This window comes from Primorskyibacter sp. S87 (assembly GCF_049801055.1).
In the GTDB taxonomy this organism is placed as follows: Bacteria; Pseudomonadota; Alphaproteobacteria; order Rhodobacterales; family Rhodobacteraceae; genus JBNAGF01.
On record NZ_JBNAGF010000006.1, the window covers coordinates 266,423 to 283,198 of the forward strand.

General features: G+C 60.0%; 14 protein-coding genes and 1 tRNA gene. 10 read left to right on the top strand and 5 right to left on the bottom strand.

Annotated features, from left to right (window positions below):
- The first annotated feature begins 67 nt into the window (after positions 1–67).
- The 4 genes from ACP15U_RS12820 (at position 68) to ACP15U_RS12835 (ending at position 4,406) form a co-directional block, all read left to right on the top strand.
- Positions 68–1,102, top strand: coding sequence for a cysteine synthase A (locus tag ACP15U_RS12820; protein WP_425045534.1), 1,035 nt, complete (start codon positions 68–70; stop codon positions 1,100–1,102).
- Positions 1,102–3,528 carry a DUF3772 domain-containing protein gene (locus tag ACP15U_RS12825; RefSeq protein ID WP_425045535.1) on the top strand — a complete coding sequence of 809 codons (2,427 nt, stop codon included), beginning with the start codon at positions 1,102–1,104 and terminating at the stop codon, positions 3,526–3,528. The genes ACP15U_RS12820 and ACP15U_RS12825 overlap by 1 nt, the downstream gene beginning before the upstream one ends.
- Positions 3,518–4,237 carry an alanyl-tRNA editing protein gene (locus ACP15U_RS12830; protein WP_425045536.1) on the top strand — a complete coding sequence of 240 codons (720 nt, stop codon included), beginning with the start codon at positions 3,518–3,520 and terminating at the stop codon, positions 4,235–4,237. Before ACP15U_RS12825 ends, ACP15U_RS12830 begins: the two co-directional genes overlap by 11 nt.
- A 79-nt stretch (positions 4,238–4,316) precedes the next feature.
- Positions 4,317–4,406 (top strand) — tRNA-Ser (locus tag ACP15U_RS12835).
- Between the two features lie 135 nt (positions 4,407–4,541).
- On the opposite strand, the gene ACP15U_RS12840 is transcribed toward ACP15U_RS12835, so the two are convergent.
- From ACP15U_RS12840 to ACP15U_RS12860, 5 genes are read right to left on the bottom strand one after another with little or no spacing between them, the layout of a single operon-like run.
- Positions 4,542–5,444 carry a glucokinase gene (locus tag ACP15U_RS12840; RefSeq protein WP_425045537.1) on the bottom strand — a complete coding sequence of 301 codons (903 nt, stop codon included), beginning with the start codon at positions 5,442–5,444 and terminating at the stop codon, positions 4,542–4,544.
- The gene (locus ACP15U_RS12845) at positions 5,441–6,538 is read right to left on the bottom strand and encodes an ABC transporter ATP-binding protein (RefSeq protein ID WP_425045538.1); all 1,098 of its coding nucleotides are present in this window, start codon (positions 6,536–6,538) and stop codon (positions 5,441–5,443) included. The genes ACP15U_RS12840 and ACP15U_RS12845 overlap by 4 nt, the downstream gene beginning before the upstream one ends.
- A gap of 4 nt (positions 6,539–6,542) precedes the next feature.
- Positions 6,543–7,433, bottom strand: coding sequence for a carbohydrate ABC transporter permease (locus tag ACP15U_RS12850; RefSeq protein ID WP_425045539.1), 891 nt, complete (start codon positions 7,431–7,433; stop codon positions 6,543–6,545).
- Positions 7,426–8,298 (bottom strand): carbohydrate ABC transporter permease, encoded by an 873-nt coding sequence (locus ACP15U_RS12855; protein ID WP_425045540.1) that lies wholly within the window; start codon positions 8,296–8,298, stop codon positions 7,426–7,428. The genes ACP15U_RS12850 and ACP15U_RS12855 overlap by 8 nt, the downstream gene beginning before the upstream one ends.
- Before the next feature lie 60 nt (positions 8,299–8,358).
- Positions 8,359–9,603: an ABC transporter substrate-binding protein gene (locus tag ACP15U_RS12860; protein ID WP_425045541.1), complete on the bottom strand. Its 1,245-nt coding sequence runs from the start codon at positions 9,601–9,603 to the stop codon at positions 8,359–8,361.
- Positions 9,604–9,829: 226 nt separating this feature from the next.
- On the opposite strand from ACP15U_RS12860, the gene ACP15U_RS12865 reads away from it, so the two are divergent.
- The 6 genes from ACP15U_RS12865 to bhcD form a co-directional block, all read left to right on the top strand.
- Positions 9,830–10,570: a response regulator transcription factor gene (locus tag ACP15U_RS12865; protein WP_425045542.1), complete on the top strand. Its 741-nt coding sequence runs from the start codon at positions 9,830–9,832 to the stop codon at positions 10,568–10,570.
- Positions 10,567–12,015, top strand: coding sequence for a sensor histidine kinase (locus ACP15U_RS12870; RefSeq protein WP_425045543.1), 1,449 nt, complete (start codon positions 10,567–10,569; stop codon positions 12,013–12,015). Before ACP15U_RS12865 ends, ACP15U_RS12870 begins: the two co-directional genes overlap by 4 nt.
- Before the next feature lie 432 nt (positions 12,016–12,447).
- Entirely contained in the window at positions 12,448–13,638 is a 1,191-nt protein-coding gene (gene bhcA, locus ACP15U_RS12875) for an L-aspartate--glyoxylate aminotransferase BhcA (RefSeq protein WP_425045544.1), read from the top strand.
- Positions 13,638–14,606 (top strand): beta-hydroxyaspartate dehydratase BhcB, encoded by a 969-nt coding sequence (gene bhcB, locus ACP15U_RS12880; protein WP_425045545.1) that lies wholly within the window; start codon positions 13,638–13,640, stop codon positions 14,604–14,606. Before bhcA ends, bhcB begins: the two co-directional genes overlap by 1 nt.
- A 14-nt stretch (positions 14,607–14,620) precedes the next feature.
- On the top strand, positions 14,621–15,784 hold the full coding sequence (gene bhcC, locus ACP15U_RS12885) for a 3-hydroxy-D-aspartate aldolase BhcC (protein WP_425045546.1): 1,164 nt from the start codon (positions 14,621–14,623) through the stop codon (positions 15,782–15,784).
- A 99-nt stretch (positions 15,785–15,883) separates the two neighbouring features.
- The coding region (gene bhcD / locus ACP15U_RS12890) for an iminosuccinate reductase BhcD (protein WP_425045547.1) at positions 15,884–16,776 on the top strand (893 nt) is incomplete at its 3' end.

Consider the following 16,776-nt stretch of genomic DNA (forward strand, 5'->3'; position numbering starts at 1 on the left):
TCGCCGCTTGAGGTCGCGGCACGGCACCGCTACATCGTTGAGTCAGGTTTGAAATTGTGAGGACACCATGCGCATTGCACGCGATTTGGCCGAGGCCGTCGGACACACTCCTCTGATCCGGTTGCGCCGGGTCAGCGAGGAAACCGGTTGTGAGATCCTCGGTAAGGCCGAATTCATGAATCCCGGCCAGTCGGTCAAGGACCGCGCCGCTCTCTATATCATCCGGGATGCGATCGCTCGGGGTGAACTGAAACCGGGTGGAACCATCGTCGAAGGCACGGCCGGAAACACAGGTATCGGTCTGGCACTGGTGGGCGCATCGATGGGGTTCAAGACGGTCATCGTGATCCCGGAAACCCAGTCTGAAGAGAAAAAGGATATGCTGCGCCTGGCGGGGGCGCAACTGGTGCAGGTACCGGCAGCGCCGTATCGCAACCCCAACAATTTCGTGCGCTATTCCGAGCGGTTGGCTGCAGAACTGGCCAAGACCGAACCGAACGGCGCGATCTGGGCGAACCAGTTCGACAACGTTGCCAACCGGCAAGCTCACGTTGAAACCACAGGCCCCGAGATCTGGGAGCAGACCGGTGGAAAGGTTGACGGGTTCGTTTGCGCTGTGGGGTCGGGCGGGACACTGGCGGGGGTGGCAGAGTCGCTGCAACCCAAGGGCGTCAAGATCGGTTTGGCCGATCCCATGGGTGCTGCGCTCTACAGCTACTACACGACAGGTGAGCTGGCGATGGATGGCGGTTCGATCGCCGAAGGCATCGGGCAGGTCCGGATCACCAAGAACCTCGAAGGGTTCACCCCGGATTTCTCGTATCAGGTCACCGACAACGAGGCACTGCCCTTCATTTTCGACCTGCTGCACGAAGAGGGGCTGGTGATGGGCGGTTCAACCGCAATCAACATTGCGGGTGCCGTGCGCATGGCCAAGGAAATGGGGCCGGGTCATACCATCGTCACCGTGCTGTGTGACTATGGCACGCGCTATCAGTCCAAGCTGTTCAACCCCGAATTCCTGCGTGAAAAAGAGCTTCCGGTGCCCGACTGGATGACCGCCGCTCCGCGCTCGATTCCGGGTGTGTTCGAGGACGTGTAATGCAAGAGCTTCGCCGCCTGCTGGTTGCCGTGCTGGCGGCGATGCTTATTGGACTGCTCGGTTTTGTCGGGGATGTCTCGGCGCAGCTATCGGATACGAACCGGCAGTATTACCTGAACTGGATGAAAACGGCACAGCGTGCCGAAGAGGTTGTGGATGCCAATCGCGCGTCCAATGCCGCACTTGAGAACCTGCGCAAGGAAATCGGCGGTTATCGCGATATCTTCAGCGGCGCCCGCACCGAGAACACCGAGCGGATTCGCACGCTGGAGAGCCAGATCGAGGCGCTCGGCCCGGCCCCTGAGGGCGATGCCGAGGAAGCCAAAGATATCGCCGCATTGCGCGAACACCTCAATGAACAGCTCGACAAGCTGCGGGTGCCGCGCATCATCTCGGAAGAGGCGTTCACCCGTGCCAACGGTCTGATTCACGAAATCGACCGGATTATCCGGGACCGGCAGGCCAAGGAGTTGATGACACGTGGGCCGTCGCCCCTGTCGCCGAAATACTGGGGCATGGCGTGGAGGGACATTCAGGAAGCCAGCCGGGCCCTGGTCAGCGAGACTACCACCAACCTGAGTTCCGCGACCATCCGTGAACAGGCGCGCGAGCGTCTGCCAGTGATCGTGACTCTGCTGGCAATCGGTTGTGTGCTGATTGCGCGCGGACGGCGCTGGTCCGAGAGGATGGGGGACTACCTCAGGACACTCGGGGGATCGGGAACCGGGGTCTGGTCCTTTGTCGTGTCGCTGCTGCGCATCTTTATGCCTTGGATTGGGGTTCTTGCACTGTCGGCGGCCTTGTTGATGACCGGTTTCCTTGGTGTGCGCGGAACACTGTTGCTGGAACAGGTCCCAATCTGGGCCTTTACCATCTTTGCGTTCAACTGGATTGGCCGTCAGGTTTTCCTGAACCGCTCGAGCGAAGGCCTCAAACTGTTGCCGGCCGGTCAGATAGCGGAATTGCGGCTGCTGATCGACATGCTGGCTGTGATGCTGGTTTTGTACGATCTGGTGCTGCATTTCGAACAGATCGAAAACATCCCGGAAACGACCCGTTCGGTCATCAGTTTCCCTGTTGTTCTGACCACGGCCTTGCTGTTGTTGCGGGTGCGGCGGCTGCGCGGTGCGGACGAGGCGGGTGATGGCGTAAAGGTGAGCCGAGCTGGTTTCGGCAAGGTCATCGAAGGTCTGCGGACCACGCTTTTCCTGATGTGCATCGTTTCGCCGGTTCTGTCGTCATTGGGATATTACTACGCAGCCGAGGCACTGGTGTTTCCTGCCGTCGAGTCTCTGGCTGTGATTGCCTCGATGATCATCCTGCATCGCTTTGTCGGCGGTCTCTATTCGTGGATCACCCGCACTGGCGAGGCGGGGAGGGATTCGCTGTTTACAGTCTTGGCCGGCTTTGTTCTTGCCATCGCGACGCTGCCGCTTTTTGCGCTGATCTGGGGCGCACGCCCGGCTGATCTGACCGAAGTCTGGCAGCAATTGCTTGAGGGATTTGATATCGGCGGAGTGCGAATCTCGCCGACAAATTTCCTGACTTTCGTGCTAATCTTTGCGATCGGGCTTGGCCTGACCCGCCTGCTTCAGGGCGGCCTGCGCAATTCCCTGCTGCCCAAGACAAACATCGACCCGGGCGGGCAGAACGCGATCGTATCCGGCACCGGTTATGTCGGAATTTTCCTGGCGGCGCTGGTGGCAATCACAGGGGCAGGGTTTGACTTGTCGTCGCTGGCGATTGTTGCCGGTGCACTTTCTGTCGGTATCGGTTTCGGCCTGCAGACAATCGTTTCGAATTTCGTGTCCGGGATCATCCTGCTGATCGAACGACCGATCTCCAAGGGAGACTGGATCGATGTGAACGGGCAGATGGGTTACGTCCGCGACATCTCGGTGCGATCGACCCGGATTGAAACCTTCGACCGGACCGACGTGATCGTGCCGAACTCGGACCTGATCAGCGGCTCTGTCACCAACTACACCCGCGGCAATACAGTTGGCAGGGTGATCGTGCCCGTGGGCGTGGCCTATGGCAGCGATACGCGGCGGGTCGAAGAGATCCTGCGCGAAGTGGCCAACGCGCATCCAATGGTTCTGATCAACCCCGCGCCTTCCGTCGTATTTCAGGGATTTGGCGCCGACTCGCTGGACTTCGAGATCCGCGCGATTCTGCGCGACGTGAACTGGGTCTTGTCGGTCAAGTCCGATATGAACCACGAGATCAACAAGCGGTTCACCGAAGAGGGCATCGAGATACCATTTGCACAGCGCGATGTCTGGCTGCGCAATCCCGAAGCGTTGCTCGATCCCACCAGTCAGGCGGGTCAGGCAGAGACCGGCAGCCCGGACGAGCGGGATACAGACGAGCCGGCCATGCTGACCGAGGCAGATATGGACGCAGGAGACCCCGATGAAGTCTGAGCCGTTGTTTCGCGATGACGCCTATCACAGGGTCGCCCCGGCCACCGTGGCCGGGCATGATGGCGATGGAGTGATCCTTGACGCGACCCTGTTCTATCCCACCGGGGGCGGGCAGCCCGGAGACAGCGGCTGGTTGCGCTGGGACGGTGGTGAGATGGAAGTGGCAAACACCATCAAAGGCGAAGGCGAAGCGGTTGTGCTGGTCCCGGCCGAGGGCAATCCGCGTCCGGAGCTCGGGCAGCCTGTCGAACAGGAACTGAACTGGGATCGACGGTTTGAGCATATGCGTGTTCACACCGCCCTGCATTTGCTGTCGGTGGTTATTCCGCTGGACGTGACCGGAGGCCAGATCGGGGCTGGCAAGGGACGGCTGGATTTCAACATGCCTGAGGCACCGCAGGACAAGCAGGCCCTGCAGGACGAATTGCAGGCCCTGATCGACCGGGATCTCCCGGTTGGTGAAACCTGGATTACCGATGCCGAACTTGACGCCAATCCCGGACTGGTCAAGACCATGTCAGTAAAGCCGCCAAGCGGCGCCGGCAAGGTGCGGCTTGTGCGGATCGGGCAGGGCGACGATCCGGTCGATCTGCAACCCTGTGGCGGAACACATGTGGCAAGAACCGGCGAAATCGGTCGAATCCGTCTTGGAAAGATCGAGAAGAAGGGGCGCCAGAACCGCCGCGTCTACCTGCATCTGGACGATTGAAGCGTTCGTCTGTTCCCGACGAATTTGCCGAAATACCCTCTTGCAAATCCCGGCATGTTCCTCCAAATATCCGCGGCACGGAGAGGTGGCCGAGTGGTCGAAGGCGCACGCCTGGAAAGTGTGTAGGCGGGAAACCGTCTCCAGGGTTCGAATCCCTGTCTCTCCGCCATAACATCCCTTCGGATCCGAATAGCAAATTCCCTATCCTGCAGTCCATCCGGCTGTCTGGACCCCAACTTGGTGCCGGTAGTTTGTGGCAACCTCGATCGGGCAGCTCGGCCTCGTCCGGCTGGGTCGCTCCGCCCTATGATCCCATCGGGTATTTGGCGCAACCCAGCAACGCCGCCGCGTCGTCGCGGATCAGGAACACCGGGGCGGGTTGCAGGTTGTTCAGATCGAAGGGCAGGCTGTAAACATCGACAAACCGGTCGCGCGCGGGTGTATCCAGAAGACTGCGGGCAACGCCGCCTGCAAAGAAAATCCCGGATGAAGGCAGAAAGGTCAGCATCAAGCTGCGAGCCAGAGTTCCCAGCAGCTTGGTATAGAACGACTGAAAGCCTTTGTCGGTTGTGTTGCCGGCAACTGATGTGTCGCCGTGCAGACCGGAAAGCGCGGCATAACCCCGGCCCGAAAAAACCTCTTCGACAGTCCGGAAATCCGCTGCAGCGGCGCCAAACTGATCGGTAAGGATCTCCGCGATGTCGCTGGGTAGGGGAGCATGCCCGAGTTCGGCGTTGAGGCAACGCACTTGCCCTGCGGTGTTCACGACAGGCGAGACATTGAACCCGGTACCAATGCCGACGATCAGGGCCTGCCCCGACGCGCGGTGCGGGGCATCGGTCATAAACACGGTATCAAGGCGCCCCGGATCGAGAAATGGCGTCGCATACCCCAACGCATTGAGATCGTTCAGCAGGCAGACCCGATCCGCTTTCAACCGCGAGGACAGGGCGGTTTCGTCAAAACGCCAGTCGCGATTCGTCAGGCGGGCAGTGCCCTCTGACACCGGGCCCGCCACCGCAACTGCGATTTCATCGATGGTCAGCGGCCCGGTTTCCGAAAGAAAGGCATCGGCGACGGAAAAGAAATCCGCGTGGTCATCATTCCTGTAACTGCGCACTGTCGCGGCAATCAGCACACCGTTTCCGGCCAGCCCGATACGCGAGTTGGTGCCGCCGACATCTGCTACCAACCTGATTTGCTTCAATTCAGCCGTTCTCCGGTTTCCGGAGTGAAATAGGAAACCTTGCTGAGGTCAAAAGCAAGCTTCAGGGTTTCCCCCGGAAGGGCACTTGTCTCGGCGTGCAGGCGGGCCGTGACCTGCCGCCCGCCGAGCATCGAAACCACATATGTGTCGGCGCCGGCCGGTTCTACCATGTCGATCAGGCATGACGCCTCCTGTATGTCGGCGCCGGCGCGAAACCCGGCTTCGGCGATATCCTCGGGGCGCAGGCCGAGGATGATGTCGTCCGGCAGGTTCCCGCAATGGGTATCGGTCAGGACAAGCGGCGCATGACCTTCGCGGGCGATCTCGATCCGGGCCCCGGCATCGCTTGTTGTCGCGCGGGCCGGAATCAGGTTCATCGCCGGGCTTCCCATGAAATCGGCGACAAACAGGTTGGCCGGTTTGTTATAGATCTCGGCCGGAGACCCGATTTGCTGAACGACACCGTCCTTGAGTACGACGATCTTGGTCGCCAGCGTCATTGCCTCGATCTGGTCATGTGTCACGTAGACCATCGTGGCGCCGAGGTTGAGATGCAGTTTCTTGATCTCGGTTCGCATCTCGACGCGCAGTTTGGCATCAAGGTTAGACAGAGGTTCATCGAACAGAAACAGCTTGGGATCACGCACCAGCGCCCGCCCCATCGCTACCCGCTGTCGCTGACCGCCTGAAAGCTGGCCGGGTCGGCGGTTCAGCAGGGGCTCGATCTGCAGTTGCCGCGCCACCTCGGTGAGCTTGCGATCCTGTGTGGCCGGATCGACGCCACGCACCTTCATCCCGAAGGTGATGTTCTTGGCCACGCTCATGGTCGGATACAGTGCGTAAGACTGGAACACCATGGCGATATCGCGGTCTTTCGGGCTGACATGAGTCATGTCGCGCCCGCCGATTTCGATGCTGCCCGAGGTGATCGGCTCAAGGCCTGCAATGCAATTCAGAAGGGTCGACTTGCCACATCCTGATGGGCCGACAAGAACCAGAAAGTCGCCCGGTTCGATCGCGACCTTGATGTCTTTCAGGATCTCGACTGCGCCATAGTTCTTGTGGAGGTTCCTGATATCCAGAATCGAAGTCATCGATCTATCCTTTCACCGAACCCGCAGTCAGACCGCGGATGAAATACTTGCCGGCGACAACGTAGACTACAAGCGTCGGCAGCGCGGCTATGATGGCAGCGGCCATGTCGACGTTGTATTCCTTCACGCCGGTTGTCGAGTTGACGATGTTGTTGAGGGCAACGGTAACGGGTTGCGTTCCGGCCTGGCTGAAACTCACACCGAACAGGAAGTCGTTCCAGATCTGGGTGAACTGCCAGATGATCGTGACCACGACGATCGGCAGCGACAGGGGCAGGAAGATTGACCAGAATATGCGGAAAAATCCCGCGCCGTCGACCTTGGCCGCTTTGACCAGTTCCGAGGGAATGGTGACATAGTAGTTGCGGAAGAACAGCGTCGTGAACCCGATACCATAGACGACATGGACGAAGATCAGCCCGGGAATGGTGCCGGCAAGCCCCATCAGCCCCAGCATCCGTGCCATCGGCAACAGAACCACCTGAAATGGAATGAAGCAGCCGAACAGCAGAAGTGAGAAAATCAGGTTGGCGCCGCGAAAATTCCACTGTGCGATAACATAGCCGTTCAGCGCACCCAGAATGGTTGAAATCAACACGGCAGGAATGGCCAGCATGACCGAGTTCCAGAAATAGGGCCGCAGGCCCTCGCACTGGATGCCGGTGCAGGCACCGGACCAAGCAGTGCGCCACGCGTCAAAGGTCACTTCTCGCGGAAACGCCACAAGGCTGCCGGTGCGGATTTCTTCAAGGCTCTTCAGCGATGTGGTGACCATCACGAACAGCGGCATGAGGTAAATAAGCGCAAAAAGGCCCAGCAGGGTGAAAAGCAGCCAGCGCAGGAAAATCCGGCTCCAGTTGCCGGAACGGGTCGGGTTAAGGGGCGTGTCAGTCATGTTTCGCCCTCAGCTCCGAGTAGAGATAGGGAACGACGATGGCAAAGACGACAGCCATCATGACCATTGCCGAGCTCGCTGCTTGTCCCAGATCTCCGCGCGAGAAAGCCATGGCGTACATGTATGTTGCGGGCAGGTCGGTGGCATAACCCGGACCTCCGCCGGTCAGGGCGATGACAAGGTCAAAGCTCTTGATCGCCAGATGGGCCAGCACGATGAAGGCCGACAGGAAGATCGGTGCCATCGAAGGAATAATGATCGCCGAATAGACGCGCCACGTAGGAATACCGTCGACCTGCGCGGCCTTGATGATCTCTCCGTCCACACTGCGCAGCCCGGCCAGGAACAGGGCCATGACAAAGCCGGACGCCTGCCAGACGCCTGCGATCACAACCGCATAGATTGCCATTTCGGGGTTGATCACCCAATCGAAACTGAAGGTTTCGTATCCCCAGCTCCGAACCAGGCTTTCGATGCCGAGGCCCGGATTCATGATCCATTTCCACGCGGTTCCGGTGACGATCATGGAAAGGGCCATCGGATAGAGATAGATCGTGCGTAGAACGCCCTCTGTTCGGATATTCTGGTCAAGCAGAATGGCAATGAGCAGCCCAAGGGCCATTGCGATCACGATAAACAGCACACCGAAGACAAGGAGGTTGTTCATCGCAGTATCCCACCGCGGAGACGCGAACAGGCGTTCATACTGGATGAAGCCCTCGATTTCATATTTGGGCAGCAGGCGTGAGCGGGTCAGCGATACCCAGGCTGTCCAGATTATGAAGCCGTAGACAAATACAAGGATGGCCACGAAAGACGGCGCAAGAACCATCTTGGGAACATGGCGCTCCAACCATTCGGTCATGGGGTCGCCCCTCTGCAACAGAAAAGCCCCCGCCGGCATATCGCTGGCGAGGGCAGGGGGTTACATCGAGTTTGCGACGGCCTCGGCCAACATCTTGACCGCATCGGCCGAAGACATATCCGAGTTGAAATGCGCCGTGACAACATCGGTGATCGCGCCCGACTGGGCACCGCGCAGGGCCATGCCGTGGGCATAGCTGGGCAACAGTGAGCCACCTTCATTGCTGGCTGCCATGTCATCGGCAGAGAGATGCGCGCAGCTGTCGAAATCGTCCAGCGCGACGTCGACACGGGCAGGAATCGAACCCTTGTTCAAGTTGAAAACCTTCTGGAAGTTCTGGCCAACGATCAGCTTGGCAAGCAGCAGCTGACCCTCAGCCTTGTCATCGCCGTCCACCTCGAACATCGCAAAGCTGTCGACGTTGTAGAGAAAACCTTCACCCGGCACGGAAGCACACAGGAAATCCTTGCCCGGTGCCTTGCCGGCGGCGAGGAATTCGCCCTTTGCCCAATCTCCCATGATCTGGAACGCGGCTTCGCCGTTCATGACCATTGCGGTGGCAAGGTTCCAGTCACGCCCCGAGAAATTGTCATCTACATAGCCACGCATCTTTCGCATCTGGTCAAAGACGGCCACCATCCCATCGGATGTCAGCGTCGCCTCGTCCAGTTCGACAAACGCCTTGCGGAAGCCATCCGGACCGAGAACGCCCAGAGCAACGGCTTCGAACACGGTGGCATCCTGCCAGGCCTGACCGCCATGGGCCAGGGGCGTGATCCCGGCAGCCTGTAGCTTGTCGGCTGCGGCGTTGAACTCATCCCAAGTGGTGGGCATGGCTATGCCGTTGGATTCAAGTACATCAGCGTTGGCCCAGATCCAATCGACCCGGTGGACGTTCACGGGGGCCGCACACCACGTGTCCTCGCACATCATGTGACCGGCAATCGAGGCCGGAAGCACTTTGGCCCAGCCTTCTGCCTCGGCCACAGCGGAGATATCGGCCAGAACGCCTTCTTCGTACCATTCCTGGATCGCCGGCCCTTTGAGTTGTACCGCAGCGGGCGCATTGCCCGACAGAACTCGGGCGCGCAGGGCCGTCATTGCGGCGTCGCCGCCGCCGCCTGCGACTGGCATATCCGTCCAGGTGCCGCCATTTGCCGCGAATTCCTCCTGCAGAACCGCAACCGATTTGGCTTCGCCGCCTGAAGTCCACCAATGCAGGACTTCGGCCTGCGGCTCGGCCACCAGCGACGTGGCGCTTGTCAATGCCACGGCTGATACAGCCGCGAACATGGATCGTTTCATGTCATTTCCTCCCGATATGGGCCAATTGCTTTGAGTGGCCTATTGAAACAGGCTGCCGGTTTTCGGGGGTGCGAAGCAATGGAGGATCGTCGCTGCACTATGCCAAGACGCCGAAAAAAACAGGCTCAGCTGTTACAAGCTGTTACCCGGCGATTGATTTTGTTGCACGATGTTACAAACAGAGGTCAAAGGGGTGATCCGCGCGCGGCCCAGAAAAGGAACAGTGATGGCGATTCCACGGCTCCTTGTGGTCGAAGACGATACGGAAACCCGATCGATGATGACGCAGTTTCTGCGTCAAAACGGGTTCATCGCTTTGCCGGCCGAATGCGAGCAGGACATCCAAACGCATCTCGACAGCGGGCGAGTCGATCTGATCCTTCTTGATGTGATGCTGGGCGATGAAAACGGCGTCGAGATATGCGCACGTCTGCGGGCTGATCAGGACGTTCCCATCATCCTTGTGTCCGCCCTCTCGGCTGACCATCATCGCATGGCGGGCTACGCGGTCGGGGCCGACGACTATATCGCGAAGCCCTTCAATCTTCAGTTGCTACTGGCCCGTGTGCGGGCTGTTCTGCAACGAGCGCACCGTAGCGCATCTCTCGTCTATCGTCGCCGCACGTCGACCTTTCGTTTCGGCGGTTGGGTCTATGATGGAAAACGCGATGAGGTCCGGTCACCCCAGGGGTTTCAGGTCGCGCTTTCGAAAAGGGAAACCGGACTGCTCAAGGTTCTTCTCGCCAACCCTCATATCCCGCTGACCCGCGACGAAATCGCGTCCGCTCTGGATGTGACCGGCGAAGGGTATGCGATTGATGACGGCTCCGGGCGTGCGATTGACGTGCTGGTGGGTCGATTGCGGTCCAAGATCGAGGACAACCCAAAAGATCCCCGCATGCTGCGAACCGAACGCGGCGTCGGGTATGTGCTCGCGGTTGATGTGCGGGTCGAGGCCGGTTTATGACCTTGGAGCCGCGCCTCCGGACCGTGGGCATCGCGGCAATGTTTGCGGCCTTTGCCATTGGCCTCGGTGTTGCCGCCGTTTGGTTCTGGTCGACACAGGCTTGGCAGGCGCATCTGACCAAAAGCTACGTGGCCGGCTTTTCGGTCCACGAAGCTCTGCGAACGGGGTCAGAATTGCCTGATGGTATCCGGGCAGAACCGTTGCCGGAGGAACAGGCCGAAATTGCCAGCCAAGGAGCCTTTTCCCGGTTGCCGGCGCTTCCCAAGCCGGCCCATGTCACCAACCTGTCCATACTGACACTGGGCAGCGATCCGGTGGCCGGACAGATCCTTTCGGTGGCGATCGTTTCGGACAGTCTTCGCTATGAAGTGTCAGAGCTTTCAACGGGCTCAGGGCAGTCTTCGGCAGAAAAGTTCGGAAACCTGACCCGTCTTCTTGCAACCTACTGCAACGAACCGGTGATGTTCGTGGGCCTTGCCAACGAAAAGTGGTGGCGCGTCGATGGCAACGCTGTCTGGGGGTGCGCAGCCGCGCCACGTGACCTGCGGCTTGTCGCCGTGTTGATCGCGGGCGTGGCCCTGGCCGCGCTGGGAACGGTGATCGCCGATATCTCTGCCTATTTCAGCAGGTTCGCGCAGGCGCTTCGGTCGCGCCGGCGACTGGGCGGACCAGAATCCTATTCGGCAAAAGGCCCGGCCGAACTCCGCGAAATCGTGTCCGCCGTAAACTTGTACCTCGAAGAGGAACGCGATCAGCTCTCTAATCGCGCCATGGTCCTGTCCGGCGTCAGCCATGATCTCGGAACGCCGGCCACTCGGCTGCGCCTGCGTGCAGCCCTGATCGATGACCCGGATCTGCGGGAAAAGCTGGAAACCGATATCGACAGCATGACTGGCATGATCGAAAGCGTGCTGACCTACACAAGGGCCGAACTGAGCTCGGAAGATCCGCGGCAGGTGTCGCTGACATCACTGGTTCAGGCAATTGTCGACGATTACCGGGATCTCGGCAAGCCGGTCGAACTTTGCACCGATCAGCCCCGTCAGGTCGCGGGCGGGCGTTCCGTCTTTACCTCACATACAGGTCGCAGTTCGATCCCCGACGGGCAACCCATCCTTGTCGTCGGGCGGCCGATTTCGCTGCAGCGTGCGGTGTCGAACCTGATCGACAATGCACTGAAGTATGGTCGTCGGGCATCGGTCGAACTGACGGCCACCGCCGATCACGCTGTTATCGTCGTCGAAGACGAAGGCTCGGGTATGACCGCGGCGGACATCGAAGCTGTCATCGCGCCCTTCAGGCGGGGGGCAAACACGTCGGCGATTGACGGTTTCGGATTGGGACTGACCATTGTGGCGACAGTGGCCGTCCAGCATGGTGGAGAGCTGTATTTCGAAACCGGCAGGAACGGCATGCGAGCCTGTCTGGAGATTTGCAGAAACTGAGAAGGGACAGCGAAGAGGGTCTTGCCAGTAAATGGCGCGCAAACGGTCGCAATCTGCCATTGGGTGACGCAATCTGATCGCCCGCAATTCCGATAGATCGCCAAAATGTCTGGCGAAGGGCATGGCCCACCGGTTTGATCCGCGCGATTTTCCCCTACATTCACGGTAGGTGGTGCCAATCGAACCGGGTGCCGCAACCCAGATGGTATCGCAAGGCGGCCCGGACAGGTCCTTCTCTTGCAGGTATTTCTAGAACCAGGGATCGAAACTTTTTTGCGGCAGGAGAAAAAGCACCGCGATTGAAAAAATCAAGGTACTAACAACAAAAGAAAAAATGGACTTATTGTCGGAAACTGAAAAATTTTTTCAAAAATTGTCTCAAATCGCGACAAAACCTATAATGGCCGCAAACCGTCATAGGAGAAGAGCGTCATGAGCTTTCAGAATCCCGTATTTATCCCTGGTCCAACGAACATGCCGGAGGAGATCCGCAAGTCGATTTACATGCCGACGATTGACCACCGTTCTCCCTTGTTTGGAGAGATTCTTCATCCTGCGCTTTCGGGTGTAAAGAAGGTTTTGAAGAGCGAGACGGCTGAGATTTTCATTTTCCCGTCGACTGGGACGGGCGGCTGGGAGACGGCTTTGACGAACACGCTGAGCGCTGGCGACAAGGTTCTTGCTGCGCGCAACGGGATGTTCAGTCACCGCTGGATCGACATGTGCCAGCGTCATGGTCTTGATGTTCAGGTTGTCGAGGCGACCTGGGGCACGGGTCTTCCTGCGGATCGTTACGAAGAGATCCTGAAGGCGGATACGAACCACGAGATCAAGGTTGTTCTGGCCACGCATAACGAGACCGCCACCGGCGTGAAGTCGGATATTGGCGCGGTGCGCAAGGCGCTGGACGCGGCCGGTCACCCGGCGATGCTGTTTGTTGACGGTGTGTCCTCGATTGCCTCGATGGATTTCCGCATGGACGAATGGGGTGTGGACATTGCCGTGACCGGTTCGCAGAAAGGCTTCATGCTGCCCGCGGGTCTGGCCATTGTGGGCTTCTCGCCCAAGGCGATGGCTGCGGTTGAGGGCGCGACCCTGCCGCGCACGTTCTTCGACATTCGTGACATGCAGAAGGGTTATGCCGCCAATGCCTATCCGTACACCCCCGCTGTCGGCCTGATGAATGGTCTGAAGCTGGCGACCGAGATGCTGCTGGACGAGGGCCTAGAGAATGTCTTTGCCCGTCACCACCGCATTGCCGAGGGCGTGCGCCTGGCGGTGAATGCCTGGGGTCTGGAGCTCTGCGCGCAGTCGTCGGATGTCTATTCCGACACGGTCAGCGCGATCAAGACGCCGGAAGGTTTTAATGCGACGGATATCGTGACCCATGCGGCCAGCAAGTACGGCGTCGCCTATGGCGTTGGTCTTGGCGAGGTTGCCGGCAAGGTGTTCCGGATCGGTCACCTGGGTCAGCTGACCGACGTTCTGGCGCTGTCCGGTATTGCCACCGCCGAAATGGTGATGGCCGACCTCGGCCTGGACATCAAGTTGGGTTCGGGCGTTGCCGCGGCCCAGGACTACTATCGCAACTCCACGGTCGCCTCGCAAAAAGCGGCCGCTTGATGAAGGACGGTCTCGACATGGAAATCCCTACCCTGGCGGACATGCTTGTTGCCCATGAGCGCATCAAGCCGCATATCCGGCGCACGCCGGTCCGCACCTCGAACTATCTCAACGAGCTGACCGGCGCGGAGATCTTCTTCAAGTGCGAGAACTTCCAGGAGCCGGGCGCCTTCAAGGTGCGCGGTGCCACCAACGCGGTGTTCGGGCTGGACGAGGAGCAGGCGAAAAAGGGTGTGGCCACCCATTCTTCGGGCAACCATGCGTCGTGCCTGAGCTACGCGGCGATGCTGCGCGGCATTCCATGCAACGTGGTGATGCCGCATACGGCACCGCAGGCCAAGAAGGACACGGTCCGTCGCTATGGCGGCAAGATCACCGAATGCGAGCCCTCGACCACGTCGCGGGAAGAGACCTTTGCCAAGGTGCAGGCCGCGACCGGCGGCGACTTCGTGCACCCCTATAATGACCCGCGGGTGATCGCGGGGCAGGGGACCTGTTCGAAGGAGCTTCTGGAGCAGACCGGCGGGCTGGACATGGTTGTCGCGCCGATTGGCGGCGGCGGCATGATCTCGGGCACCTGCCTGACGCTGTCGAACCTTGCTCCCGAGACCAGGATCATCGCGGCCGAGCCGGAGCAGGCTGACGATGCCTATCGCAGCTTCAAGGCGGGTCACATCATTGCTGATGACGCGCCCAAGACGATTGCGGACGGGCTGCTGGTGCCGCTGAAGGACCTGACCTGGCATTTTGTGTCGAACCATGTGTCGGAGATCTACACGGCCTCCGAGCAGGAGATCATCGACGCGATGAAACTGACGTGGAAGCACCTGCGGGTTGTCATGGAACCGTCCAGCGCGGTGCCGCTGGCGACGATTTTGAAGAACCCCGACGCCTTCAAGGGCAAGCGCGTGGGCGTGATCATCACCGGCGGCAATGTCGATCTCGACAAGCTGCCGTGGACATTGTGAAGGGAGCAACGACAATGAACAAACCGGTAAATCTCGACGGCCTCGAAGTTGGCTTTGACGTTCCCGCCCTGCCGGGCATGGACGAAGCCGACATCCAGACCCCCTGCCTTGTGCTGGATCTGGACGCGCTTGAGCGCAACATCAAGAAGATGGGTGACTATGCCAAGGATCACGGCATGCGTCACCGCACCCACGGCAAGATGCACAAGTCGGTGGACGTGCAGAAGCTGCAGGAAGAACTGGGCGGCGCCTGCGGCGTTTGCTGTCAGAAAGTTTCCGAAGCGGAAGTTTTTGCGCGTGGCGGCATCAAGGACGTTCTGGTCTCCAACCAGGTCCGTGAAGCGGCCAAGATCGATCGTCTGGCGCGTCTGCCCAAGCTTGGCGCCCGCACGATCTGCTGCGTGGACGACATCGCGAACGTGGCCGACCTGTCTGCCGCGGCGCAAAAGCACGGCACTCAGATCGAATGTCTCGTCGAGATCGATTGTGGCGCGGGCCGCTGCGGTGTGACGACGACGCCGGAAGTTGTCGAAATCGCCAAGGCGATCGACGCGGCAGAAGGCCTCAAGTTCTCGGGCATCCAGGCCTATCAGGGCGCGATGCAGCACATGGACGACTACAACGACCGCAAAGAGAAGATCGACATCGCGGTTGCCATGGTGAAAGACGCAGTCGACACGCTGAAGACCGAGGGTCTTGAGTGTGACATCGTCGGCGGCGGCGGCACCGGCTCCTACTACTTCGAGAGCGACTCGGGCGTCTACAACGAGCTGCAGTGCGGTTCCTACGCGTTCATGGATGCCGATTACGGCCGTATTCTCGATCAAGACGGCAACCGCATCGACCAGGGCGAGTGGGAGAATGCGTTCTTCATCCTCACCTCGGTGATGAGCCACGCCAAGGCCGACAAGGCCATCGTGGATGCCGGTCTCAAGGCGCAGTCGGTCGACAGCGGTCTGCCGACGGTCTTTGGTCGCGATGATGTCGAATACATCAAGTGCTCGGACGAACATGGCGTTGTCGCCGATCCCGGCGGAGTGCTGAAAGTGAACGACAAGCTGAAGCTGGTGCCCGGTCACTGCGACCCCACCGCCAATGTTCACGATTGGTATGTCGGCGTCCGCAACGGCAAGGTCGAAACCGTCTGGCCGGTCTCGGCCCGCGGCAAGGCCTACTGATCCGGCCGGACCTGACGAAAACCTCTCCCCGGGCCACGATGGTGGCCAGTTCCTTGGGGGGTCGGGTGTGCCGACCCCCGCTTTTTTGAAGGAATCACAATGCTGATTGTCCCTGAAAAAGAAATCGCCGACCTGATGACCCGCGATGCGGCCTTTGATGCCGTCGAGAAGGTCTTTGCCGCCATGGCGTCGGGCGATGCCTACAACTTTCCGGTCGTTCGCGAGGCGATCGGCCACGAAGACGCGCTTTACGGCTTCAAGGGCGGCTTTGACCGCGCCGGCCTGACGCTCGGCCTGAAGGCCGGCGGCTACTGGCCGAACAATCTGGAAAAGCGCGGGCTGATCAACCACCAGTCCACCGTGTTCCTGTTCGATCCCGACACCGGCAAGGCCAAGGCGATGGTGGGCGGCAACCTGCTGACCGCGCTGCGCACCGCAGCCGCGTCCTCGGTGTCGATCAAGCATCTGGCGCGTGAAGACGCCAAGGTGATCGGCATGGTCGGCGCCGGCCACCAGGCCACGTTCCAGCTGCGTGCCGCGCTTGAGCAGCGCAACTTCGAGAAGGTGATCGGTTGGAACTACCACCCGGAAATGCTGCCCAATATCGAAAAGGTCGCGGCCGAGGCCGGCGTGCCGTTCGAAGCGGTCGACCTGCCGGGCATGACCGAAGCCGATGTCATCATCTCGATCACCTCTGCCTTCGCGCCGTCGCTGATGGCCGATCACGTCGCCCCCGGCACCCATGTCGCCTGCATGGGAACCGACACCAAGGGCAAGCAGGAAGTCGAAGCGGCCCTGCTGGCACGCGCGTCGGTCTTTACCGACGAAGTGGCCCAGTCGATCTCGATCGGCGAAGCCCAGCACGCCATCGCCGAAGGCCTGATCAAGGAAAACGACATCGCCCAGGTCGGAGCCGTCATCAACGGAACCAATCCGGGACGCACAAGCGATGACCAGATCACCCTCTTCGACGGAACAGGCGTCGGGCTGCA

Excerpts from the sequence above, each read along its gene's own strand:
- ACP15U_RS12820 (WP_425045534.1), top strand. The coding sequence starts at position 68 with ATGCGCATTGCACGCGATTTGGCCGAGGCCGTCGGACACACTCCTCTG.
- ACP15U_RS12825 (WP_425045535.1), top strand. The coding sequence starts at position 1,102 with ATGCAAGAGCTTCGCCGCCTGCTGGTTGCCGTGCTGGCGGCGATGCTT.
- ACP15U_RS12830 (WP_425045536.1), top strand. The coding sequence starts at position 3,518 with ATGAAGTCTGAGCCGTTGTTTCGCGATGACGCCTATCACAGGGTCGCC.
- ACP15U_RS12845 (WP_425045538.1), bottom strand. The coding sequence starts at position 6,538 with ATGACTTCGATTCTGGATATCAGGAACCTCCACAAGAACTATGGCGCA.
- ACP15U_RS12850 (WP_425045539.1), bottom strand. The coding sequence starts at position 7,433 with ATGACTGACACGCCCCTTAACCCGACCCGTTCCGGCAACTGGAGCCGG.
- ACP15U_RS12855 (WP_425045540.1), bottom strand. The coding sequence starts at position 8,298 with ATGACCGAATGGTTGGAGCGCCATGTTCCCAAGATGGTTCTTGCGCCG.
- ACP15U_RS12860 (WP_425045541.1), bottom strand. The coding sequence starts at position 9,603 with ATGAAACGATCCATGTTCGCGGCTGTATCAGCCGTGGCATTGACAAGC.
- ACP15U_RS12865 (WP_425045542.1), top strand. The coding sequence starts at position 9,830 with ATGGCGATTCCACGGCTCCTTGTGGTCGAAGACGATACGGAAACCCGA.
- ACP15U_RS12870 (WP_425045543.1), top strand. The coding sequence starts at position 10,567 with ATGACCTTGGAGCCGCGCCTCCGGACCGTGGGCATCGCGGCAATGTTT.
- bhcA (WP_425045544.1), top strand. The coding sequence starts at position 12,448 with ATGAGCTTTCAGAATCCCGTATTTATCCCTGGTCCAACGAACATGCCG.
- bhcB (WP_425045545.1), top strand. The coding sequence starts at position 13,638 with ATGAAGGACGGTCTCGACATGGAAATCCCTACCCTGGCGGACATGCTT.
- bhcC (WP_425045546.1), top strand. The coding sequence starts at position 14,621 with ATGAACAAACCGGTAAATCTCGACGGCCTCGAAGTTGGCTTTGACGTT.